This is a genomic window from Rugamonas apoptosis (genome assembly GCF_014042355.1).
GTDB lineage: Bacteria > Pseudomonadota > Gammaproteobacteria > Burkholderiales > Burkholderiaceae_D > Rugamonas > Rugamonas apoptosis.
In genome coordinates, this window is the sequence record NZ_JACEZU010000020.1 from 1 (window position 1) to 22902 (window position 22902).

18 protein-coding genes are annotated in these 22902 nt (G+C 64.7%); 11 read left to right on the top strand and 7 right to left on the bottom strand.

Annotation, left to right across the window (positions count from 1 at the left end; genetic code table 11):
* Nucleotides 1-178: 178 nt before the first annotated feature.
* The 4 genes from H3H39_RS26460 to H3H39_RS26475 all read right to left on the bottom strand — a co-directional run bounded on the left by H3H39_RS26460 (nt 179) and on the right by H3H39_RS26475 (nt 4923).
* Nucleotides 179-685 (bottom strand): thioredoxin domain-containing protein, encoded by a 507-nt coding sequence (locus H3H39_RS26460; protein ID WP_182157441.1) that lies wholly within the window; start codon nt 683-685, stop codon nt 179-181.
* Complete coding sequence (locus H3H39_RS26465; protein ID WP_182157442.1) at nt 685-1959, bottom strand: sialidase family protein; 1275 nt, start codon at nt 1957-1959, stop codon at nt 685-687. The genes H3H39_RS26460 and H3H39_RS26465 overlap by 1 nt, the downstream gene beginning before the upstream one ends.
* A gap of 25 nt (nt 1960-1984) precedes the next feature.
* Nucleotides 1985-4357, bottom strand: coding sequence for a TonB-dependent receptor (locus H3H39_RS26470; protein ID WP_182157444.1), 2373 nt, complete (start codon nt 4355-4357; stop codon nt 1985-1987).
* A 167-nt stretch (nt 4358-4524) separates the two neighbouring features.
* A complete protein-coding gene (locus H3H39_RS26475) occupies nt 4525-4923 on the bottom strand; it encodes a DUF2946 domain-containing protein (protein WP_182157446.1) in 399 nt (132 codons plus the stop codon).
* A gap of 213 nt (nt 4924-5136) precedes the next feature.
* Here H3H39_RS26475 and H3H39_RS26480 point away from each other — a divergent pair, with 213 nt between their 5' ends.
* The 3 genes from H3H39_RS26480 to H3H39_RS26490 all read left to right on the top strand — a co-directional run bounded on the left by H3H39_RS26480 (nt 5137) and on the right by H3H39_RS26490 (nt 8553).
* Nucleotides 5137-6114 (top strand): CE1 family esterase, encoded by a 978-nt coding sequence (locus H3H39_RS26480; protein ID WP_311196995.1) that lies wholly within the window; start codon nt 5137-5139, stop codon nt 6112-6114.
* Between the two features lie 389 nt (nt 6115-6503).
* A complete protein-coding gene (locus H3H39_RS26485) occupies nt 6504-7502 on the top strand; it encodes a L,D-transpeptidase family protein (protein WP_229218326.1) in 999 nt (332 codons plus the stop codon).
* Between the two features lie 85 nt (nt 7503-7587).
* A complete protein-coding gene (locus H3H39_RS26490) occupies nt 7588-8553 on the top strand; it encodes a cation diffusion facilitator family transporter (protein ID WP_182157447.1) in 966 nt (321 codons plus the stop codon).
* A 10-nt stretch (nt 8554-8563) separates the two neighbouring features.
* On the opposite strand, the gene H3H39_RS26495 is transcribed toward H3H39_RS26490, so the two are convergent.
* Nucleotides 8564-10081: a S10 family peptidase gene (locus tag H3H39_RS26495; protein ID WP_182157449.1), complete on the bottom strand. Its 1518-nt coding sequence runs from the start codon at nt 10079-10081 to the stop codon at nt 8564-8566.
* A 269-nt stretch (nt 10082-10350) separates the two neighbouring features.
* Between H3H39_RS26495 and H3H39_RS26500 the strand changes: the two genes are divergently transcribed.
* Nucleotides 10351-12012: a sensor domain-containing diguanylate cyclase gene (locus tag H3H39_RS26500; protein ID WP_182157455.1), complete on the top strand. Its 1662-nt coding sequence runs from the start codon at nt 10351-10353 to the stop codon at nt 12010-12012.
* Nucleotides 12013-12049: 37 nt separating this feature from the next.
* Here the strand turns inward: H3H39_RS26500 and H3H39_RS26505 are convergent, their stop codons facing one another.
* Complete coding sequence (locus H3H39_RS26505; protein ID WP_182157456.1) at nt 12050-14041, bottom strand: diguanylate cyclase; 1992 nt, start codon at nt 14039-14041, stop codon at nt 12050-12052.
* A gap of 322 nt (nt 14042-14363) precedes the next feature.
* Nucleotides 14364-15713, bottom strand: coding sequence for an MFS transporter (locus H3H39_RS26510; protein ID WP_182157457.1), 1350 nt, complete (start codon nt 15711-15713; stop codon nt 14364-14366).
* Nucleotides 15714-15842: 129 nt separating this feature from the next.
* On the opposite strand from H3H39_RS26510, the gene cyoA reads away from it, so the two are divergent.
* The 7 genes from cyoA to H3H39_RS26545 are packed head-to-tail and all read left to right on the top strand — an operon-like array spanning nt 15843 to nt 22549.
* Entirely contained in the window at nt 15843-16850 is a 1008-nt protein-coding gene (gene cyoA, locus H3H39_RS26515) for a ubiquinol oxidase subunit II (protein ID WP_182157459.1), read from the top strand.
* On the top strand, nt 16834-18837 hold the full coding sequence (gene cyoB / locus H3H39_RS26520; RefSeq protein ID WP_182157461.1) for a cytochrome o ubiquinol oxidase subunit I: 2004 nt from the start codon (nt 16834-16836) through the stop codon (nt 18835-18837). The genes cyoA and cyoB overlap by 17 nt, the downstream gene beginning before the upstream one ends.
* 1 nt (nt 18838) lies before the next feature.
* Complete coding sequence (cyoC, locus tag H3H39_RS26525; protein WP_229218327.1) at nt 18839-19468, top strand: cytochrome o ubiquinol oxidase subunit III; 630 nt, start codon at nt 18839-18841, stop codon at nt 19466-19468.
* The gene (cyoD, locus tag H3H39_RS26530) at nt 19465-19893 is read left to right on the top strand and encodes a cytochrome o ubiquinol oxidase subunit IV (protein WP_182157463.1); all 429 of its coding nucleotides are present in this window, start codon (nt 19465-19467) and stop codon (nt 19891-19893) included. Before cyoC ends, cyoD begins: the two co-directional genes overlap by 4 nt.
* Nucleotides 19894-19925: 32 nt before the next feature.
* A complete protein-coding gene (locus tag H3H39_RS26535) occupies nt 19926-20690 on the top strand; it encodes an SURF1 family protein (protein WP_229218328.1) in 765 nt (254 codons plus the stop codon).
* Nucleotides 20674-22023 carry an ATP-binding protein gene (locus H3H39_RS26540; protein WP_182157464.1) on the top strand — a complete coding sequence of 450 codons (1350 nt, stop codon included), beginning with the start codon at nt 20674-20676 and terminating at the stop codon, nt 22021-22023. Before H3H39_RS26535 ends, H3H39_RS26540 begins: the two co-directional genes overlap by 17 nt.
* Nucleotides 22013-22549 (top strand): response regulator transcription factor, encoded by a 537-nt coding sequence (locus tag H3H39_RS26545; protein WP_182157466.1) that lies wholly within the window; start codon nt 22013-22015, stop codon nt 22547-22549. Before H3H39_RS26540 ends, H3H39_RS26545 begins: the two co-directional genes overlap by 11 nt.
* Nucleotides 22550-22902: the final 353 nt, after the last annotated feature.

Here is a 22902-nt window from a genome sequence, read left to right on the forward strand (position 1 = left end):
CTTCTATAACCGCCAGCGGCGTCATTCGCGCCTTGGCTACGTATCACCAGCGTCGTTTGCCGCTGATTTCAGCAAACAGGCGCTGGCGGCTTGAAACGGAAGTGTCCACTATTGACAGTACACCTCATACCTCCTGTCAGCTCAAGCCTGGATTAATACACTTGACCAGTCCCGCGACTTAAAGTTGGTTCTTGCCCGCCAGTCGCTCAATGGTGGCGGGCGTGACCACGCCGGAATGGGCCGTGCGCCGGCCTTGGGCGTCGAACCAGTAACTTCTGGGCATCTCGCCATGCCATTTGGGATCGATCGCGTAGCGCAGTTGTTCAGCCGGCGCCGCGCCGAAGCCCCAGGCGTTGCCGGTCAGGGCCAGCTTGCGCAGGCGCTGCTCCACCAGCGCGTCCGTTTGCGGATCGCCCACGCCGTCGGTCGACAGGGTCACGATGTCCAGTTCCGGGTGGTTGCGCTTCTGTTCCGCCAGCGCGTTCAGGCTGGCCTGGCAGTACACGCAGTCCAGCGACCACAGGATCAGCACGAACGGCTTGCCCGCGTGCGTACGCACGATCTGCGTCAGGCTGTCCGCTTCGAACGAGGCCACGGGCAGTCTGGCTTCGGCGGTCTGGGCGCCGGCCCCTGCGCCCAGCGACATGGATAGGGACATTAAGACGGTTGCGATCAAGCGTTTCATTATTTTTCCTCCAGTTTGACAGGCACCACGCGCACGCCTTCGGCCGCGGTGCGCCACACGAGCACGATGCCGCTGCGGCCCTGCAGCAGTTGCGGATGGTCCGACGCTTGCGCCGTGCTGGCCAGTTCCGTTTCGCGCCAGGTCTGGCCCGCATCGCGCGAGACGCGGCCCATGATGGCGGTGGCCTTGCCGTTGAACTGGCGCCACGCCAGCACGATGTTGCGGCCATCGACGGCGATGGCGGCATGGTCGGCCTGGTCGGAACCGAGCTTGACCGGGGCGCCCAGCGGCTTGCCCGGCGCCGCGCTGGCGTAATAGACGCCGCCATCCTCGCCCTTGACGGTGAACCACGCCTGGTGGCGGGTGCCGTCGGCAGCGTAGGCGAGCGCCGGGCCCTGGTGCGGGCAGGCATCCACGTGCCAGTCGTCGAAGGTGGCGCGGGTGGGCGTGGCGACGGCGCCGGACGGCGTCAGTTCGGCCAGCGCGTGGTCGCGCACGTTGGGGGCGAACACGTGGCGCCACAGGGCCATGGCCTTGCCGTCCGGGCTGGTGGTGAAGGCGATACGGCAGCATTCGCAGCTATGGTCGGCCACCTTGTAGTCGCCGTGGAAGCTGGTGCCGCGGTCGTCGGACATCGCGTAGTAGACGGCCGCACCGCTGTAGTCCTGCTGGCGCGCGCGGGCCTGTTCGACGTCGCGCTTGTCGATCCAGGCCACGTAGATGCGGCCTTGCGGGTCGATGGTCATGGCGTCGAAGCGGTGGGTGATGATGGCACGGTCGGCGTGCACGGTGACGGGGGCCGAGAAGGTGTGGCCGCCGTCGAGCGAACGGATGAAGCGCACGTCGCCCGTGTAGGGCTTGGCCAGCGGCTTGCTGTAGCTGATGTAGAACTCGCCCTTGGGGCCGAACAGCAGCTTGGGACGGCTTTCGCCATCGGCCGCGATGGCTTCCGGTTCGCTCAGGATGCGGGTGGGCGCCGACCAGCTGGCGCCGTCGTCGTCGGACTTGCGCAGCACCAGATATTGGGCCGCGCCGTCCAGCTCCTTGCTGACGGTCCAGATGGCGCCGCGCGCGTCGATGGCGGCGGCCGTGCCCAGTTCGGCCGGTTTGGCGGGCTTCATTGTGTGCCCCTGGGGCATGGCCTGCGCGCCGGCGGTGCCGCTGGCGGCGCCTGACGTCAACATCGCCAACGCCGCCAGCGCGGGCCAGCCGCGCGTACGGATGGAATTGACGATTTGCTGCATGGTGCATGCCTGGAAAGATAATGGTCGCATCGCAGTGTTCCGCTTCATGGTTGTATTAGTAGTCATATTTGACGCTGGCGAACAGGGTGCGCTGCGGATACGGGTTCGGGTTCACGTAGTACTTGAAATTGCCGATGTTGTTGATGCCCAGCGCCGCCGACCAGCGCTCGTTCACGTTGTACAGCAGCTTGGTGTCGAACACGCTGTAATGGCTCACGGCGCCGTACACGTTGGGATTGACGTCGTTGTACTGGTGGGTGGCCGTATTGTAAAGCGCATTGTGCTGGCGGCCGCTGAAGCGGTAGCTGACACTGAGTGCCATGCGGTCGGTGGCGTGGTACGTGGCCACCAGCGTGGCGCGCCAGTCGGGAATGCGGGGCTGGTCGGTGCCTACCAGACCGGGGTTGCGGGTATCGCCCGTGATGGTGGTGCGGGTCCAGGTGGCGCTGCCGTTCACGTCCAGGCCGCGCAGCAGCCAGTCGCGCGCGTCGAACGCTTCCTCGATGCCGTAGGTGCGCACCTTGTCCACGTTCTGGATGCTGGAGATGTTGGGCGTGACGGTGACGTCCGATTGCGAGATCAGCGCGTCGCGCTTGGCTTCCCAGAACAGCGACGAGCGCAGGCTGGCGCGCTGGAAGTGGCGCTCCGCCACCAGTTCGCCCGATACCACGCGCTCGGGCTTGAGGTTGGGATCGTTCTGCTTGACGTTGTTGGGCAGGCTGATGACCTGGAAGATCTCGGCCACGGTGGGGTAGCGCACGGCCTTGCCCAGCGCGGCGCGCAGCGTCCACTCGGTGTTGGCCAGCCAGGACAGGCCCAGTTTGGGCGAGATGTCGGTGCTGCTGCGGGCCGCGTAGTTCAGTTGCTGGTAGGCGGGCACGTTGGCCGCGTTGTAGTTGCTGCCGTCGAAGGCGCGCCAGTGTTCGGCGCGCGCCCCCGCCACCAGGCGCCAGGCCGGCGCCAGGCGCCACGCATCCTGCAGGTACAGAGCCTGCGTTTCCGTCTTGCCGTAGGAATTGCTGGACGGTTTGGCCGCCGCGTCGCCATACAGCCAGTCCGACGCCACGGCCGAGGTGACCGACTTGAGGGTGTAGCGGTCCACGTGATAGCCGAAGCTGAGGATGTGGGCGCTGGTGGCCGTGCCGTCGGCGCGCCAGGTGCCGCGCAGGTCCAGGTTGCGCCAGCCGGTGCCGTCGGCCACGGTGAGCGTGCCGGCGGGGCGTTGGGCGCCCGTGCCGGAATCCGTAAGGCTGCCCGTGTTGGCGGCGCTGCGGCTGCGGTCCATGTCCTGCGCGTACAGACTGGCGATGGCTTCCCAGTCCCACGTGCCGCCCGTGTCCGACTTGAGCGACAGGCCATGCATCAGGTGGCGGCTTTCGCTGTAGCCGGGCGAGGTGCCGGCCAGCGTGTAGTAATTGCTGTCGCCGGCGAACTTGACATATTTGCCCGCGCCGCTGGATGCCGTGTTGTAGACGGGATTGCCCGCGTTGTCGCGCAGGTAGGCGGTGACGTCGGTGGTGGACTTGTTCTGCCAGATGCCCAGCGTGTACATGGCGCGCACGGTGGGGCTGAAGTCGTAGGCGAGCTTGATCTTGTCGGTATCCTGTACCGTGTGGTCGGCGCCGATGGCGCTGGTGATGATGCGCGGGTTGCCGCTGGTATCTGTGTCGCGCAGTTCGCCGCTGACGGAGGTGTAGGCCGTGCCGGCCTTGGGGGAGTCCTTGGGTAGGGGTTTGGTGGCCGCGCCAAAGGTTTGGGGCTGGCCGTGGTTGTCCAGGTGATCGGCCGTGATCCAGTACGACCACGGGCCGGCCTTGTTGCCGAGGGCGGCGCTGGCGTGGGTCCCGTTGTAGTGCTGGCTGGTGCCGTACAGCTTGAAGTCCTGGCTGATCAGGTCAACGCCGGCGTGGGCTTCGAAGCGTTCCGGCATGTGGGTAGTCATCATCACGATGCCGCCGGCCGAGTTGCCGGGGTAGAGCGCGGAGAATGGGCCATACAGCACGTCCACCCGCTCGATTTCCACCGGCGCCACCATGCCCCAGCGGGGCGCGGTACTGAAGCTGTTGTTGAGGAAGTTCGACAACAGCAGGTCGTCCGCGTACACGGTGGTCTGTGCGCTGGAGATCGAGCTGTTGACGCGCATGACGAGGATGCCGTTGCGGTCGCCCGCGTAGCGCTCGCGCACGTGCATGCTGGGCAGGTAGTTGAGCACTTCGGCCGTGGTGACGGCGTTGATGCTGGCCTCGATCTGGGAGGCTGTGATGGACTCGGTGGTGACGACCGGCGCCACGGTGGCGCGTTTTTCGCCTTTGATCACGACTTCCTGCAGACCGCTGTCGAAAATGGCGTCGTCCGCCAGGGCGCCGGCGCAGGTGCAGGCGAAAGCCGCGAGCAGGGCCGCGGCGATGGGGGTGTGGTGCGACTTCATGGAGCTATCCTTCTGCACTGATCTTGTTATTTTGGGACGCAGGCCGGCGCGCCGGACCGCATGCCGCCGCCTAAGGCGTTTCGGATGCGGGAACAGGGCGCGAATTGACGGCACGAACCGGAGCCCGGCGGCGCGCAGTGCGCCTGGGCAGCCAGCGTCAGTGAGGCTTAGATCGTTGCGGAAGGTGGTGCGCGCGGGTGCGCCGCCGTCCAGATGGGCAGCGGGCGCGGGGCGTGATAGAACAGGAAGGGATGGGTGTCTTGCGCGGCGAAGGCGGGCAGCGTCAGTTGCGCGCCCGGCAGGGCCAGCGGGGCGCCGCCATGGGTGTAGCAAAATGGGCAATGATCGAGGTGGGAGGTGTCGACACCGCCGGCGGCCGGCAGTTGCATGTCCAGGCCCTGGCCAGCATTCATGTCCACCAGCTTGGCGCCCGCCGTGCTGCATACCTCCATCCAGCCGGCGCCGGTCGCGGCGGCGCGCGCGTGGGAAATCGATGGCGCGAACGCAGCGAACAGGATGGCCAGGCAGGCGATCCAGGCGGCGAAAAGGCGAGTCGTGCGTGTCATTCCCATGCGTCGATTATATCAGTGGCGTGTTGCGGAAAAGGGCGTGGCAACCATCGCCGGATCAAGTGGCTGCCGTTTGGGTGTTGCGCTGGCTGGGCATTTGGTGTGGCGTCCGGGCCAGGCCGGGTGGCGGGGCGGGCAAGCTTGATTGCCCGTCATCGTGTTCTGTGGCAGTATCGCCGGAGCTAATGGACCAAGGAAAGGCGCAATCCCGTGAAATCCATCCTGTCCCGGGCCGCCGCCGGCTTGTTGCTGGCCGGCGTGGCCCATGCCGTGGGCGCGGCCCAGATCACGTCCTACGAACTGGCCCGGCCCGACGGCGCGCGCCACTATCTGCTGGCTACCCCGGACCAGCCGGCGCCGGGCCGTCATCCACTCGTCATCGTGTTGCATGGCCATGTGGGATCGGCCGCCCAGGTGCTGGGGCGCGAGCGCATCGCGGCGCCCTTGTCCATGTGGCTGCACATCGCCGACCGCGAGCAGTTGCTGGTGCTGGCGCCGGACGGCACTTTGGGCAGCGACGGCAAATCGGGCTGGAACGATTGCCGTTCCGACGCCGTCTCGAATCCCCACAGCGACGACGTGGGCTTCCTTAACGCGGTGATCGACAAGGCCGTGGCCGAACACCATGCCGATCCGGCGCGGGTGTACGTGATGGGCATGTCCAACGGTGGCATCATGGCGTTCCGGCTGGCCACCGAGAGCGGCGCGCGGTTGGCCGGCTTCGCCACCGTGGGCGCATCCATGGCGGCCAAGAGCGGGTGTGCCGCGCCCAGGACGCCCGTGTCGGCCCTGATCGTGGCCGGCACGGCCGATCCCATCGTCCCCTATGCGGGCGGCGACATCCGCTTCGCCATGTTGCGCCAGCGCGGCTCCGTGGTGCCGGTGGAGGAGGCGGTGGCCGAATGGCGCCAGCTGGACCAGTTACCGGCGGCCGGGGTGTCGATGGAATTCCCGCACCGCGACGTGGCCGACGTCACGCGCGCCACCCGTACCACATGGGGCGCCGATCCCCGCAAGCTGCAAGTGGCGCTGATCCGCGTAGACAAGGGCGGCCACACTGAGCCGAGCATGGTCAAGCGGCTGAAATGGATGTACCGCATGATGCTGGGGCCGCAGAACGGCGACGTGGAGATAGCGGAGGAGGCGTGGTCCTTCTTCCGCGACAAGCAGGCGGGTTTGCAGCCTTGAGGGCGTTGCCCTGCCGCGGGGGATGCGGGGTGGTTCTCGTCCGGGATGCGGTTTTCTATACGCCGCGATAGCTAGCGAAACGATACGGGAACGCGCTATTCCTTACTAAAATGGCCATCCCGGAAACACTAAATCACACTAAATAGCGATATGGCGTTAGCGTCATTTAGTACGGTTTCGTCGCGCGATTTGACGCTAAGTAGCATGGAATAGCACTGGCTACAGTGAATTAGTAAGGTATCGCGCAATTTAGTAAAACCGAAAAAAATGGGACGCCCCCCTGTGTCCTGCCGCCATGGGGCGCGCACGATTGCCGCGCGCGGTGGCGCCGGCTGGCCGTCCGGTGTCATAATCTTGCGTCACGAAAATACGCCCTGGAAGAACTCCGCTTGAGAACACCCCGTCTTTTGTTGTCGTTGGCGGCCTGCCTCGCACTGCCCGGTGCCACGCCTGCCGCGCTGGCCGCGCCGGACAAGGAGGTCGCCGCGCCCAATCCGGCCGCCATCAACCAGTTGCCCGTCACCGCCACCATCGGCCCCCGCACCAAGGGCGCCAATGTGCTGCGGGCACAGGTGCTGCTGGACCGCGCCCACTTTTCGTCCGGCGAGATCGACGGCACTTATAGCCGCAACCTGCGTCTCGCCATCAGCGGCTACCAGAAATTGCACCAGTTGAAGGTGACAGGCGCCATCGACGCGGCCACCTGGTCGCTGCTGGCGCAGGACAAGGAGCCCATACTGGGCAGCTACATGATCACGGCGCAGGACGCGGCCGGGCCCTACGCGGCGGCGCCGGCCAGCATGGCGGACAAGGCCCGGCTGCCCACGCTGGGTTACGCGAACGTGGCCGAGGCGCTGGGCGAACGCTTTCATTGCAGCCCGGCGCTGCTCAAGCGGCTCAATCCCGGCAAGCACCTGAACCGCGCGGGTGAACAGATTGTCGTGCCCAACGTGCTGGCGGCCAGTCCGCTGCCCAAGGCCACGGCGCTGATGGTCGGCCGGGCCGACGGCACCCTCACGCTGCTCGACGCCGGCGGCATGCCGTTCGCCCAGTTCCCGGCCAGCACCGGCAGCGAGCACGATCCGCTGCCCTACGGCCAGTGGAAGGTCATGGCTGTGGTGCGCAACCCCGTCTACCGCTATGACCCCAAGCTGTTCTGGGACGCCAGGCGCAATGACGCCAAGGCCATGATCGCGGCCGGTCCCAACAACCCGGTCGGCGCCGTGTGGATAGAGCTGAGCAAGAAGCATTACGGCATCCACGGCACGCCGGAACCGGGCAATATCGGCAAGACGCAATCGCATGGCTGCATACGCCTGACCAACTGGGATGCGCTGGCCGTGGCTGGCGCGCTGGCGCGCGGCGCCTCGGTGCTGCTGCAGGAATAAGGGTGGCCGCCACGCGGCGCGCCGTCCCGTCGTAAAATGGCGGCTGTAACGTCCGCACTCCTCATCACAAGAAAGCCCACCGCCCATGAATTTTGACCAGCTTGAAGACGACCAGGAAGAATCCCAGCACAGCGTGCAGGAGCGCGCGGCGGCCGCCAGCCGCAGTACCTGGGTCAGCGTCGCCATCAACCTGGTGTTGAGCAGCCTCCAGGTGGGCGTTGGGGTGTTCTCCCGTTCGCAGGGTTTGATCGCGGACGGTATCCACTCGCTGTCGGACCTGGTGGCGGACTTCGTGGTGCTGTTCGCCAGCCACCACAGCAAGAAAGACGCGGACCAGGATCACCCCTACGGCCACCAGCGTTTCGAGACTGCCGCCTCGCTGGTGCTTGGCTTGCTGCTGCTGGGCGTGGGCGTGGGCATGCTGTGGTCCGCCATCGCCAAGCTGCAAAAACCGGATGCGATCCCGCAGGTGCATGTGGCCGCGCTGTGGGTAGCCGCCGCCGCGCTGGTGGCCAAGGAAACGCTGTTCCGCTACATGCTGGCCGTGGCCACGCGCGTCAAGTCCAGTATGCTGGTGGCCAATGCCTGGCATGCGCGCTCGGACGCGGCGTCGTCGTTGGTGGTGGGCATCGGTATCGCCGGCAACCTGATGGGCTATCCCATCCTGGACCCGATCGCGGCGCTGATCGTCGGCTTCCTGATTTCGAAAATGGGCTGGGAGTTCGGCTGGGATGCGCTGCACGACTTGATGGACCGCGCCGCCGACGAACTGGAAGTGGAGGCGATCCGCAGCACGCTGCTGGAGACGCCCGGCGTGAGCGGCGTGCATGACGTGCGCACCCGCAAGATGGGCGACCTGATCGTGGTGGACGCCCACCTGGAAGTGGATGCCATGCTGACCGTGGAGCAGGGCCACGACATCGCCGTGGTGGCGCGCCAGCGCGTGCTGCAACGCCACCGCGTATTGAACCTGATGACCCACGTGGACCCGTGGCGCCGGCCCGACCTGGATCACGTGCCGGCCGCCGAAGCGGCCGGCTTACTGCGCTGAAGCGCGCTGATTACAGGCCGTACAGCGCCCGCGCGTCGCGCTTGAACGCTTGCGCCGAGGCGTCGCGGCTGTAGAACATGTGGCCGCCGGGGTAGACCGACAGCCGCACCGGCGAGCTGCCCATCTTGGGCATCTGGTCGATGATCAGGCGCGAGGCGAAGTAGGGACAAGCCAGGTCGTTATAGCCATGTACGATCAGCACACCCATGTTGGGATCGTTGGCGATGGCCATGCGCAGGTCGCTCACCGGCTTGTCCTTGTTGGTGGCGGCCCGGTCCCAGGCATGATTCACGTCATACGACAGCGCGTTGTAGCGCGCCTCCGTCTTCCAGCCCACCTCGCGCGTGATGAAGTCCACCATGGCGCTGGTGGTGGGCGCGATCAGCGCGTCCAGGATAGGGTCGCCCGACTTGCGGTCGGCCGATTCCGGGAATGGGTCCCAGGCAGTCACGTTGGCGTCGTAGATGGAGCCGATCTTCTTGTCGGCGCGGTGCACTTCACGCAGGAAGGTGCCGATGTCCAGGCGGCCATCGAGCCGGCCCACCACTTGCGCATCGACCCCCGTCAGGCCCGACACCTTGCCCACCAGGCGTTCGATGGCGGCCGGATCAGAACGGCCCGCGAACAGGTCCAGCGCGTACTGCTTGCGCACATACGATTCCACTTCCTGCATGGCGGCCGGCGTCAGGCGGCGCTGGCTTTCCAGCTGCACGGCGGCCATCGACGGCAGGTTGATCATCCACGGCAGCGGCGACAGGGCCGAGTCGTCGCCGATGGCGGCCGGGTCCAGGTACGGCGACACCATGATCAGGCCCTTCACGCCCACGCCCAATTGGGTTTGCAGGTGGTAGGCGATGCGCGGCGCCCGGTAGCCGCCGTAGGATTCGCCCATCACGAACTTGGGCGAGCGCAGGCGGCCATTCTTGACCAGCCAGTCGTACACCACGCGCGATAGGTATTTGATGTCCGGTTCGGTGGCGTAGAAATCGGCCTTGGTCTTGTCGGCGTCCTCCAGCGAGCGGCTGAAGCCGGTGCCCACCGGGTCGATGAACACCAGGTCGCTCATGTCGAGCCAGGTGGCCCCGTTGTCCTTCAGTTCAGACGAATCGGACGGCACGTTGCCGGCGTCGCCGAACTGCACCCGCTTGGGGCCGATGGCGCCCAGGTTCAGGTAGACGGAAGCGGCGCCCGGTCCGCCGTTGAAGGCGAAGGTGACGGGGCGTTTGGCGTCCGCGCCCGGCACCACGTACGAGGTGTACACCACTTCGGCCGTGACCTTGCCCTTGGCGTCGCGCACCTTGATGGCGCCCACGGTGGCGTCGTAATTAAGCACCTTGCCGTTCAGGGTGATGGATTGGTGGACTTTCTTGTCCTCGGACAGGGGCGGCAGCTCGATCTCGCTCTTGGCGTCGGCTTTCGCTTCCGGTTTGGTGTCGGCCGCGTGGGCGGGGGCGTGCAAACCCAGGCTGAACAGGCCAATCAGGATAAGACTGGCGAGCGTCTGGGGACGTGCGGTTGGGGTGGGCATGGGCCGTCCTTTTCGTAGGGTGAAATAAAGCGCAATCAGTTTTGCGTAAAAATGCCCATAGGGCAAGTTTTACATGCAATTGTTTCCCGTGAGAAACTGTGAGAGAATATGTATATTGGACCAATGGCAAGCTGGTATGCTCATCTTGCTAGTTGCCAGGAAACACACCCCTGTGCTCGTGGCCGTGCAGCGCTGACGGGACGGGAGTATCATTTACGTCAGCCGTCCGCGCGCATGACGGACATGCTGCGATATCGAAAAGCGAACAGATGGCCGAATCCCTGCACATCGAACCGGTACATGCCAACGGCGCCAGCAGCCGGCGCCTGATCCTGATCGCGTGGCTGTTCTCGGCCATTATCGTGGTGGTATTGCTGTTTTCCTATTACGGCATCGGTTTGCTGTCGGCCGGTCGCGCCTACGTGGGCGGCGAAGGCTTGTGGTCAAAGGCCCAGAAAGATGCCGTGTTCGCGCTGGGGCGCTACGGGCGCTACCAGCGCGAAGAGGACTTCCAGGCCTACCGGCAAGCGCTGAACGTGATCCTGGGCGACCGCCAGGCCCGGCTTGAACTGGAACAGCCCCATCCCGATCTGGCGCGCGCCCGCGCCGGTTTCCTGCAGGGGCGCAACCATCCCGACGATATCGATGGCATGATCGGCCTGTTCCGCCACTTCCGCCACATTCCCGACATCGACCAGGCCATCACCATCTGGGCCCGGGCCGATGCCCAGATCGACCGCCTGATGGCGCTGGGGGAGCAGATCCGGCAGGCCGTGCGCGCCGGCGACACCGCCGACGAAGCCATGCTGCCCCGGCTGCACGAGTTGAACGTCATCAACCAAACCCTGAAGCCGCTGGAGGACGATTTTTCGTCCACCCTGGGCCGGGCCTTCCGCACCACCAAGGTGATCCTGCTGGCCTTGATGTTCGTGGGCGTGTCCGTGCTGCTGGTGGCCGCGTTCCTGTTCTCGCAGCGCATGGTGCGGCAAAGCGAGCGGGTCGAGCGCGCGCTGCGCTACGGCGAGCAGCAATTGCGGGGGCTGCTCCAGTTCGCGCCCTTGCCCATCGTGATCGTCCGGACCAGCGACAATACGATTCTGCTCGCCAACGAGCATGCCCTCAGACAATTCAAATGGCCGGCCGCGGCGCTGGCGCTGATGCGGCCGGCCGACTTCTACTTGCGCGGCGAAGACCGCGACGTGCTGCTCGCGCATCTGCGCCAGCATCGCAGCGTGGCGGACTGGGAGGTGCGCCTGCAGGACGCGCACGGCGTGCCGTTCTGGGCCTCGATGTCGTGCCAGTGCATCGTTTTTGACGGCCAGGAATGCGTGCTGACGGCCTTGAACAATATCGAACAGCGCAAGCGCTACCAGCAGGAATTGCAGCGGCGCGCCTTCTACGACGAATTGACGGCCTTGCCGAACCGGGCCATGTTCATGGAGGCGCTCGATGAGCAGCTATGCAGGAAGTCCCTGGAGGGGGGCGCGTTCGCGCTGATGTTCATCGACGTGGACCGCTTCAAGATCATCAACGACGAACTGGGCCACGACGCCGGCGACAAGCTGCTGCAGGAAGTGGCCGCCCGCCTGACGGCCAATGTGCACCAGACGGACATGGTGGCCCGCCTCGGTGGCGACGAATTCGTGGTGCTGGTGACGGAGAAGACCGATACCGATGCCATCAACCAGACGGCACGCAAGATCATGGCCGCCATGACGCCCAATTTCCATTTCGACCAGCATGAGATCAGCGTCACCATCAGCATCGGCATCAGCTGTTATCCGCAGGACGGGGCCGACCTGATGACGATGATGAAGAACGCCGACGTGGCCATGTACCGCGCCAAGGAGCGGGGGCGCAACAACTACCAATGGTACGGCCACAGCCACCGGGGCCAGGTCCAGCAGTCCGACGCGGCCTCGACCTATTAGCGCTGGCGCTGGTGCCGGCGGCCGGGAATCACCGCGGTCAGGCGCAGGCCACCACGGCGTTGCGGCCGCCTTGCTTGGCCTTGTACATGGCTTCGTCGCCGCACATGAGCAGCTTGCGGGCGTCGTCCGCCTGGTCGGGATAGAGCGCCACGCCGATGCTGGAGGAGATGTCGAGCAGCTGGCCGTCATCCATGGTGAACGGCAGCGCCAGGCTGGCGCGGATCTTCTCGGCCACGCTGACGGCGTCGTCCATGTTCAGCACGTCCGGCAGCAGCACCACGAACTCGTCACCGCCCAGCCGCGAGGGCGTGTCCGACGCGCGCAGGCAAGCCTTGGCGCGCTTGGCCACTTCCTTCAACAGCCAGTCGCCCGCCTGATGCCCGTGCAGGTCGTTGACTTGCTTGAAGCGGTCCAGGTCGATGAACAGCACGCCCACCTTGCGCCGCTTGCGCTGCGCCAGCGCGATCGCTTGCTGCAGCCGGTCCTCCAGCAGGCGGCGGTTGGGCAGGCCGGTCAGCAGGTCGTAATAGGCCAGCTTGTCCAGTTGCAGCTGGATCTCCTTTTGCGCCGTCGTATCGTAGTTCACGCCCATCATGTGCAAGGGCTTGCCCTGCGCGTCGAACGTGGTTTGCGACACCGCTTTCAGGTAATGGGTGGAGCCGTCAGGCCACAGCACCCGGAATTCAAGCGCGTATTCGCGCTCGCCGCGCAGCGCGGCCTGGATTTCCCGCTCGACGTGGGCGCGGTCGTCCGGGTGGATGGAGGCGGCCCAGGCGTCGAACGCGCCGCCGAAATCGCCTTCGCGCAGGCCGTACAGCTTGTACATCACCTGGTCCCACACCAGCCGGTTGTTGACCACGTCCCAGTCCCAGATGCCGACAATGCCGGCCGAGGCGGCCGCTTCCACGCGCTCTTTCGCTTCGCGCAGCGCCGATTCGGCCCGTTTCAGCTGCGTGATGTCGTAGAACACGATCAGGCGGCTGTCCTCGCCGCCGGCCTCGCCGCCGATGGACACGGTTTCAGCGATCACGGTGCGTACGTCGCCATCCTGGCAGGTCAGCGCCAGTTCCGTGGGCTGGAACGGCAAGCCCTTGGCGACGGATTCGTTCAGCCGATCGCACCAGGTGGCGACGGCGGCCGCCCGCGCCCGCGGCTCGGGCAGTACGCGGGTCCAGAACGCGTCCATGGTCGCGACCTCGGCCAGGGTAAAGCCGAAACTGCGGCTGAAGGCCGCATTGACATAGGAGATGTGGCCGTCGGCCGTCACCGTGGCCTTGGGGATGGGCGATAGTTCAATGATGGCGCGCATGCGCTGCTCGCTGCGGGCCAGTGCCTGGGTACGTTCGATCACTTGCCGCTCGACGTCCAGGTAGGCGGTGCGGGCCCGGTGTTCGGCCAGGCTTTGCGTGGCCAGCAGATTGGCGAAACCGACCAGCATCTTCAATATGGATGGCACCCGTTCTTCGGCCACGATGGGCACTTCCGCCAGCGCCTTGAAATAGCTGTCGCGCTCAAAGCCGAATTGTGCGCGCTGGCCCTCGAAATAGGCCAGGTCGGGCGGCTGCAGGAAGAACTGGCCAATGAACAGGTTGGCGATATGCTGGCCGTCGACGATGATGGGCGAGGCGCAGTCCGTCAAACCATTGCTGCAGCGGTAGATGGCGTAATTGGTGCCGTCCTGCATCTGGCGCGACAGGCTGGTGTCGCTTTCCAGGCAGCGGCTGAGGGTGCCCTCATGGTTGCGGTGGTATTCCATGCACAGCCGCTGCCAGTTCGACGACGCCAGCACCACGCCGTTGAAGTCGATGACCGCCACCGGCAAGCCGATCACTTCCAGGTAGCTGGCGAACACTTCGTTCATCTTGCTGAAGTCGATCAGTTGCGTGAGATCGATGCCCGACGGGGGCGTGGCATCGCGGGAGGCCAGTGCGCGGTTCCAGCTGGCGTGCAGCGGATCGCGCATCTGTGCCAGTTGCGATGGCCGCACAAAGAACATGGGCTGCTCTGGCGTGGGCAATGGTTGGGTCATCTTGGGGTGCCGGCGAAGGTGTAGCCTGTGGGGGCGAATCGTGGAAAGCTGGCAGTGTATCGGATTTCTGGCGGCATTCGGTTGTGAATGGCACAGCTGCTGCTGATCATTATTCGGTCGGCCCGGAAATAATGCTTGTTCAATTACAAGAATAAATCGTCGCGGCAGAGGCGCGTAATTACTCCCAGTGCAAGAACTTGATCCATGATAAGGCTGTTGCTGATAAACAACGGTGTTGCGGAGGGCGGGTGTGGAAAAGTAAAACGGGGAGGGCGCCCGTCAGGCGACCCTCCCCGTCGTGTGGGCTAGCGCCCCGTCAGGCTTAGTCCCGAATCTCCAGCGCCCGGTTCAGGCTCAGGGCGGCCAGCGAACCCACCGCGCCCGACAGCAGGTACAGGCTGACGTAGGCCAGGCCGAAGTGGGCCGACAGCCCCAGCGCCACCAGCGGCGCGAAGCCGGCGCCCACCAGCCAGGCCAGGTCCGAGGTCAGGGCCGCGCCCGTGTAGCGGTATTTGGCTTCGAAGTTGGCCGTCACGGCGCCGGCCGCCTGGCCGTAGGACAGACCCAGCAGGCAGAAGCCGGTCAGGATGAACACGTTCTGGCCCAGCGCGCCGCCATCCATCAGCATCGGCACGAAGCCGCTGAACACGCCGATCAGCACGGCCAGCGCACCGAGCGTGCTGCGGCGGCCGAAGCGGTCCGCGATCAGGCCGGAGAGCACGATGCCGACGGCGGCCAGCACCGCGCCGCCCATCTGCAGTTGCAGGAAGTCGGCGATCGAACGGCTCGAATACAGGTTGATCCACGACAGCGGGAACACGGTCACCAGGTGGAACAGGGCGTAGCTGGCCAGCGCGGCCAGCGCGCCGATCAGGATGTTGCGGCCCTGGCTGTGCGACATTTCGATCACATTGGTCGGCTCCAGTTCCCGTTCATCGAGCAGGCGTGAATATTCCGTGGTGGACACCAGCCGCAAGCGGGCGAACAGGGCCACCACGTTGATGGCGAAGGCCACGTAGAACGGATAGCGCCAGCCCCAGTCGAGGAAGTCCGTATTGTCGAGCGTGGACAGCAGGAACGAGAACAGCCCGGCGGCCAGGATGAAGCCGACCGGCGCGCCCAACTGGCCCAGCATGGCGTACCAGCCGCGCTTGTTGGGCGGCGCGTTCAGCGCCAGCAGCGAGGGCAGGCCGTCCCACGAGCCGCCCAGCGCCACGCCCTGGCCCACCCGCAGCACCGACAGCAGCAGGATGGACAGCGGCCCCAGCGTGGCATAGGTCGGCAGGAAGGCGATGCCGGCCGTGGAGGCGCCCAGCAGCACGAGCGCCAGCGTCAGCTTGGTCTCGCGGTTGAACCGTTGTTGTATGTACATGAACGCCAGCGTGCCGAACGGGCGGGCGATGAAGGCGAAGGCGAAGATGGCGAAGGCGTACAGCGTGCCTTCGAGACGACCGTCAAACGGGAAGAAGATGGAAGGAAACACCAGCACGGATGCGATGGCGTAGACGAAAAAGTCGAAATATTCAGAGGCCCTGCCGATCACGACGCCGATTGCGATCTCGCCGGGGGCGATATGCCCGTCGCGCGAGTTGATGTTGCGGGCGCCGCTGTCGGTATGACGCGGTGGATAGTCGACGCGGCCATTGCCGCCGAAAGTAGTCGTATTTGCCATGGTTGTCGTCTCTAAGTCGTTTTAATAGACGGTCACGCCCGTGGGGGTGGGGCAAAGTGTCCAATCGCCAGAGCGAGCCGTTACCGTTACAGTAGCATGATCTCCACTTTGTGTAACGCATAAAACCGCATGATTTCTCCGACCGTTCGTCGCGGACTGATGCTGCTCCCCCTGCTGGCCATGGCCGGCTGTAATACGGTGGTGCTCAATCCTTCCGGTGACATTGCTGCTCAGCAGGGACACCTCGTCGTTGTCGCTACGCTGTTGATGCTGCTGATTATCGTTCCGGTAATCGCACTGACCCTCCTGTTCGCATGGCGTTATCGCCAGAACAATACCCAGGCCAAGTATGACCCGGACTGGGACCACTCGACCAAGCTGGAGCTGGTGATCTGGGGTGCGCCCCTGCTGATCATCATCGTGCTGGGTCTGCTGACCTGGATCAGCACCCACTTGCTCGATCCGTTCCGTCCCCTGAGCCGCATCGACGCCAACCGTCCCGTGGCCGCCGACGTCAAGCCGCTGGTGGTGCAAGTGGTGGCGCTGGACTGGAAGTGGCTGTTCATTTATCCGGAGCAGGGTATCGCCACCGTGAATGAACTGGTGACCCCGGTCGACGTGCCCGTGCGGTTCCAGATCACCGCCTCGACCGTGATGAACGCGTTCTACATCCCCGCGCTGGCCGGCCAGATCTACGCCATGCCCGGCATGCAGACCACGCTCAACGCCGTGATCAACAAGCCCGGCGAGTGGGAAGGCTTCTCGGCCAACTACAGCGGCGCCGGTTTCTCGCACATGCGCTTCAAGTACCGCGGCGTGAGCCAGGCCGAGTTCGGCGACTGGATCAAGTCGGCCAAGTCCGCCGGTGGCGAACTGAGCCGCGCTGGTTACCAGCAGCTGGCCCAGCCCAGCGAACGCGAGCCGGTGCGCCACTACGGCGCCGTCGATGCTGAACTGTTCAGCAAAGTCGTGAACCGCTGCGTGGCCGATGGCAGCACCTGCATCAACGCCATGATGGCCGCCGACGCGCAAAAGAACGCCGCCCCTGAAAAGGATGGCCGCGTGGCCCTGAACGGCGCCGAGATTTGCGTTACCCCATCCACTTCGCAGAAGACTGACAATGCAAGACCATACTGACCTGACCAAGCTCCTACTCGGCCGGCTGAGCTGGGATGCGATTCCGTTCCATGAGCCTATCCTGCTCGGCACCTTCGCCATGGTGGCGCTGGGCGGCGCGCTCGTCCTCGGCCTGCTCACCAAATTCCGCCTGTGGGGCCCCCTGTGGCGCGACTGGGTGACCAGTATCGACCACAAGAAGATCGGCATCATGTACATGATCTTCGGCCTCGTGATGCTGCTGCGCGGCTTCGCCGACGCACTGATGATGCGCGCCCAGCAAGTGCTGTCGTTCGGCGACGCCAACGGCTTCCTGCCACCGCACCACTACGACCAGATCTTCACCGCCCACGGCGTGATCATGATCTTCTTCGTCGCCATGCCGTTGGTGACGGGCCTGATGAACTACGTGGTGCCGCTGCAGATCGGCGCGCGCGACGTCGCCTTCCCGTTCCTGAACAACTTCTCGTTCTGGATGGCGGTGTTCGGCGGCGGCCTGACCATGGTGTCGCTGTTCGTGGGTGAATTCGCCCGCACCGGCTGGCTCGCCTATCCGCCCCTGTCGGGCATCCTGGCCAGCCCCGACGTGGGCGTGGACTACTACATCTGGTCGCTGCAGATCGCCGGTGTGGGCACGCTGCTGTCGGGCGTGAACCTGATCGTCACCATCATCAAGATGCGCGCCCCCGGCATGACCATGATGAAGATGCCTGTCTTCACCTGGACCGCCCTGTGCACCAACGTGCTGATCGTGGCCGCTTTCCCCGTGCTGACGGCCGTGCTGGCCATGCTGTCGCTGGACCGCATGTTCGGCACCAACTTCTTCACCAACGACATGGGCGGCAACGCCATGATGTACGTGAACCTGATCTGGATCTGGGGCCACCCCGAGGTCTACATCCTGGTGCTGCCCGTGTTCGGCATCTTCTCGGAAGTGGTGTCCACCTTCTGCAGCAAGCGCCTGTTCGGCTACACCTCGATGGTGTACGCGACCGTCGTGATCACCATCCTGTCCTACCTGGTGTGGCTGCACCACTTCTTCACCATGGGGTCGGGCGCCAGCGTCAACTCGTTCTTCGGCATCACCACGATGATCATCTCGATCCCGACCGGCGCCAAGATCTTCAACTGGCTGTTCACCATGTACCGCGGCCGTATCCGCTTCGAACTGCCCATGATGTGGACCATCAGCTTCATGATCACCTTCGTCATCGGTGGTATGACGGGCGTGCTGCTGGCCGTGCCGCCAGCCGACTTCGTGCTGCATAACTCGCTGTTCCTGATCGCCCACTTCCACAACGTCATCATCGGCGGCGTGGTGTTCGGCCTGTTCGCCGGTATCAACTACTGGTTCCCGAAAGCCTTCGGCTACAAGCTCGACAGCTACTGGGGCAAGTGGTCGTTCTGGCTGTGGACCATCGGCTTCTACCTGGCCTTCATGCCCCTGTACGTACTGGGCCTGATGGGCGTGACCCGCCGCATGAGCCACTTCGAAGATCCTTCGCTGCACATCTGGTTCATCATCGCCGCCGTTGGCGCCGTGATGATCGCCGGCGGTATCGGCGCCATGCTGATGCAGTTCTACGTGAGCTTCAAGAACCGCGCCACGCTGCGCGACGTGACGGGCGACCCATGGGGCGGCCGTACGCTGGAGTGGTCGACCTCGTCGCCACCGCCGGACTACAACTTCGCCTTCACGCCGATGGTGCACGATAACGACACCTGGGCCGACATGAAGAAGAATGGCTACCAGCGTCCGCTGAAAGGCTACGTCGACATCCACATGCCGAAGAACACCGGCGCCGGCTTCATCATCGCCGCCCTGAGCGCCGTGGTGGGCTTCGCCCTGATCTGGAATATGTGGCTGCTGGCCGGCGTGAGCTTCGTCGTGATGATGGCCGCCATCATCATCCACACGTTCAATTACAACCGCGATTACTACATCAAGGCGGACCATGTGACCCGCGTTGAGAACGATCGTACCCGTCTGCTGGAAAGTGCTGCCTGAGATGAACGCTAATATCCCCGCCGGCGCCATGAGCGCCGACCCGAGCGCGCGTTACTACGTGCTCGAGCACCACCCGGAAAACGGCACGCTGCTCGGTTTCTGGCTGTACCTGATGAGCGACTGCCTGATCTTCGCCTGCCTGTTCGCGACTTACGCCGTATTGGGCCGCAACTACGCGGGCGGCCCCTCGGGCGCCGAGATCTTCGAGCTGCCTGTGGTGGCCCTGAACACGGCGTTCCTGCTGCTGTCGTCGATCACCTACGGCTTCGCCATGCTGACCATGGCCAAGAAGCAGAAGACCGCCACCCTGGTGTGGCTGGCCATCACCGGCGTGCTCGGTGCCTGCTTCCTGACCCTGGAACTGCAAGAGTTCGCGCACCTGATCGCCGAAGGCGCCGGTCCCCAGCGCAGCGGTTTCCTGACCTCGTTCTTCGCGCTGGTCGGCACCCACGGCCTGCACGTGACGTTCGGTATCGTGTGGCTGGTGACCCTGATGTTCCAGGTCATCAAGCATGGCCTGACGCCCGAGAACGGCCGCCGCCTGATGTGCCTGTCGATGTTCTGGCACTTCCTGGACGTGGTCTGGATCGGCGTATTTACCTTTGTCTACCTGATGGGAGTGCTGCCATGAGCGACCACAATCACCACGGCCACGGCCACGACGAGCACGGCCACCACGGCCACCACGGCCATGACGATCACGCCAACCACGGCAGCCTGAAGACTTACGCGATCGGTTTCATCCTGTCCGTGATCCTGACGGCCATCCCGTTCTGGATGGTGATGGGCAAGGTGTTCGATAAATCGAGCACCACCGCCTTCGTCATCCTGGCCATCGCGGCGGTGCAGATCGTCGTCCACATGGTCTACTTCCTGCACATGAACGCGAAAGCGGAAGGCGGCTGGAACATGCTGGCGCTGCTGTTCACCACCATGCTGCTGGTGATCATGCTGAGCGGCTCGATCTGGGTCATGTACCACCTGAACCACAACATGATGCCTGGCATGGCCCAGGACGTGGGCACGGTCGTGCAGAAAATGCGCGACATGCCATGATGGAAGCGGCCGGACGGCGGCGCCGGTCCACCATGCGTTTCGCATGGCTGGCCGGCGCCGCACTGATGTTGGCCGGTTTCCTGGCGCTGGGCTGCTGGCAGTTGTGGCGCCTGCAATGGAAACTCGATCTCATTGGACGGGTCAACCAGCGCGTGCATGCCGCGCCGGTGCCCGCGCCCGGTCCGTCCCTGTGGCCGCACCTGACGGCCACGACGGACGAATACCTGCGTATCACGGCGGCCGGCAACTGGCTGCCCAATTTCTCCACCCGGGTCCAGGCATCCACCGAGCAGGGCACCGGTTTCTGGCTGCTCACGCCCCTGTGCCGCCCCGATGGCACCATATTACTGATCAATCGTGGCTTCGTGCCAGCCCGTCCCGGCGACTACAACCCCGCCGCGCCCTCCCGCGCACAGCCCAACAGCTGCCTGCCGCACGCGGCCGGCGGTCCGGACGAGACCACCATCACCGGCCCGCTGCGCCTGAGCGAGCCGCGTGGCAGCGTGGTGCGTTACAATGACGCCGCCACCAGTCGCTGGTACTCGCGCGACGTGGACGCCATCGCCGGCGCGCATCGTTTGCGCCGCGTGGCCCCGTACTTCCTCGACGCCGAGGCGGATGCGGACGCCGCGTCGCCCGATGGCGCGCACCCCGTGGGTGGGCTGACCGTGATTTCGTTCCGCAACAACCATTTGGTTTATGCGCTCACCTGGTTCGCGCTCGCCCTGATGGCCGCTGGTGCTTGCCTGTTGCTGACGCGAGACAAATGGACACGCCGTGATGGAGAATCAAAATGAAGGCCAGGGCAGGGAAACCGGCTTGACGGAGCGCTGGAATGCGGCCGTCAGAGGCGGCCGCGCGCCCGGACATAAAAACATGCTGTTGCTGATCCAGTTGCGCTGGATCGCCGTGGCGGGGCAGGTGACGACGATCGTCATCGCCGCCATCGTATTCGGCGTGCAACTGCCGCTGCCGTACATGCTGGAAGTGGTGGCCTGCCTGGTCGCCTTCAACGTCGCCAGCCATCTGCGCTGGAGCGAACAGCAGGAAGTGACGAACAGTGAACTGTTCCTGTCCCTGCTGGTGGACGTGATCAGCCTCACGACCCAGCTCTACCTGAGCGGCGGCACCAACAACCCGTTCGCCTTCCTCTACCTGCTGCAAGTGATTCTGAGCGCCGTGCTGCTGCGCGGCTGGGCCACCTGGATCATCGTGCTGGCCACCAGCGTGTGCCTGGCCGGGCTGGCCCTGTTCGCCAAGCCGCTGCCGCTGCAACTGGATCACAGCCGCGGCATCTTCAGCCTGTACGTGCAAGGCCTGCTGCTGTGCTTCGCGCTGGACGCCGCGCTGCTGGTGTTCTTCATCCGCCGCATCACCAACAACCTGCGCGCCGGCGACGCCAAGCTGGCCGCGCTGCGCCAGCGCGCCGCCGAGGAAGAGCACATCGTCCGTATGGGCTTGCTGGCCTCGGGCGCCGCGCATGAACTGGGCACGCCGCTGGCCACGCTGTCCGTGATCCTGGGCGACTGGCGCCGCATGCCCGCCGTCAGCAAGAACCCCGACCTGCTGGACGACATCACGGAAATGCAGACCCAGCTGCAACGGTGCAAATCCATCGTCAGCGGCATTTTGCTGTCGGCTGGCGAAGCGCGCGGCGAATCGTCCGTGCGCACCACCATCCACACTTTTCTTGATCAGCTGACGGCCGAATGGCGCGCCAGCCGTCCTGTGGCCTCGTTCGACTATTACAACCGCATCGGCGAGGACTTGCCGGTGGTGTTCGACTCGGCCTTGAAACAGATGATCTGCAACGTGCTCGACAATGCGCTGGAAGCGTCGCCCGAATGGCTGAGCTTTGTCGCCACCCGCGAGGACGACATGCTGGTCATGTCCGTGGCCGACAGTGGACCGGGCTTCGCGCCCGAGATCCTGGCCCAGTTCGGCAAGCCCTACAATTCGAGCAAGGGCCGGCCGGGCGGGGGGCTGGGACTGTTCCTGTCCGTGAACGTCGCCCGCACGCTGGGCGGCACGGTCGAAGCACGCAACCGGCCGCAAGGTGGCGCGTCGGTACAAATGCGGCTGCCGCTGGCCGCGCTGGTGTTGCAAGAGGAGCCGGCCGATGCCGAATGAACGACTGTTACTGATTATCGAAGACGACGCCGCGTTCGCGCGCACCCTGAGCCGCTCGTTCGAACGGCGCGACTACACGGTGCTGGTGGCCGCCAACCAGGAGGAGGCGGCGGCGCTGCTGGAAGAACACGATCCCGGATACGCCGTGGTCGACCTCAAGTTGAAGGGCAACTCCTCTGGCCTGGCCTGCGTGCAGATGCTGCACCAGCATGACGAGGAGATGCTGATCGTCGTGCTGACCGGCTTCGCCAGCATCAACACGGCGGTCGAAGCGATCAAGCTGGGCGCCTGCCAGTACCTGGCCAAACCGTCCAACACGGACGACATCGAAGCCGCGTTCGGCCACGTGGCCGGCAGCGCGGAGATTGAAGTGACAGCGCGTTCCACCTCGATCAAGACGCTGGAATGGGAGCGCATCCACGCCGTGCTGGCCGAGACCGACTTCAACATCTCCGAAACGGCCCGCCGGTTGGGCATGCACCGCCGCACGCTGGCGCGCAAGCTCGAGAAGCAGCGGGTGAAGTAAGCCAATTCGGTGTCCTGATTCGGTGTCAGGTCTGTCATTCGGACAGTGGGCGCGCACCTTTGATTCTTCTCAACGTGCGATTTGTCGGTTACCAAATTAGCGTAAATTGGGGGCCGTGTATCTAATAGGATACCGTTTGATTTAGCGCAAAGGTGTCATCTTTGTGTCCAAAAGACAGACCTGACACCGACTCATGACACCGACTCACTGACCTGATGTTGTCCCAACGCCGCACGGAATTGGTGCAAAATAACCAGGCCAGTGCGGAAAGTTGACTCAAAGCATGCTTAACGGAACATAAACGCTGGCACGGATATTGCTGATCAGTAAGGGTTATCACTGTTGATTGCCCC

Coding starts and splice junctions, on each gene's coding strand:
- cyoA (WP_182157459.1), top strand. CDS start 15,843: ATGATTTCTCCGACCGTTCGTCGCGGACTGATGCTGCTCCCCCTGCTG.
- H3H39_RS26510 (WP_182157457.1), bottom strand. CDS start 15,713: ATGGCAAATACGACTACTTTCGGCGGCAATGGCCGCGTCGACTATCCA.
- H3H39_RS26465 (WP_182157442.1), bottom strand. CDS start 1,959: ATGCGACCATTATCTTTCCAGGCATGCACCATGCAGCAAATCGTCAAT.
- cyoB (WP_182157461.1), top strand. CDS start 16,834: ATGCAAGACCATACTGACCTGACCAAGCTCCTACTCGGCCGGCTGAGC.
- H3H39_RS26535 (WP_229218328.1), top strand. CDS start 19,926: ATGCGTTTCGCATGGCTGGCCGGCGCCGCACTGATGTTGGCCGGTTTC.
- H3H39_RS26545 (WP_182157466.1), top strand. CDS start 22,013: ATGCCGAATGAACGACTGTTACTGATTATCGAAGACGACGCCGCGTTC.
- cyoD (WP_182157463.1), top strand. CDS start 19,465: ATGAGCGACCACAATCACCACGGCCACGGCCACGACGAGCACGGCCAC.
- H3H39_RS26490 (WP_182157447.1), top strand. CDS start 7,588: ATGAATTTTGACCAGCTTGAAGACGACCAGGAAGAATCCCAGCACAGC.
- H3H39_RS26475 (WP_182157446.1), bottom strand. CDS start 4,923: ATGACACGCACGACTCGCCTTTTCGCCGCCTGGATCGCCTGCCTGGCC.
- cyoC (WP_229218327.1), top strand. CDS start 18,839: ATGAACGCTAATATCCCCGCCGGCGCCATGAGCGCCGACCCGAGCGCG.
- H3H39_RS26500 (WP_182157455.1), top strand. CDS start 10,351: ATGGCCGAATCCCTGCACATCGAACCGGTACATGCCAACGGCGCCAGC.
- H3H39_RS26460 (WP_182157441.1), bottom strand. CDS start 685: ATGAAACGCTTGATCGCAACCGTCTTAATGTCCCTATCCATGTCGCTG.
- H3H39_RS26505 (WP_182157456.1), bottom strand. CDS start 14,041: ATGACCCAACCATTGCCCACGCCAGAGCAGCCCATGTTCTTTGTGCGG.
- H3H39_RS26540 (WP_182157464.1), top strand. CDS start 20,674: ATGGAGAATCAAAATGAAGGCCAGGGCAGGGAAACCGGCTTGACGGAG.
- H3H39_RS26495 (WP_182157449.1), bottom strand. CDS start 10,081: ATGCCCACCCCAACCGCACGTCCCCAGACGCTCGCCAGTCTTATCCTG.
- H3H39_RS26470 (WP_182157444.1), bottom strand. CDS start 4,357: ATGAAGTCGCACCACACCCCCATCGCCGCGGCCCTGCTCGCGGCTTTC.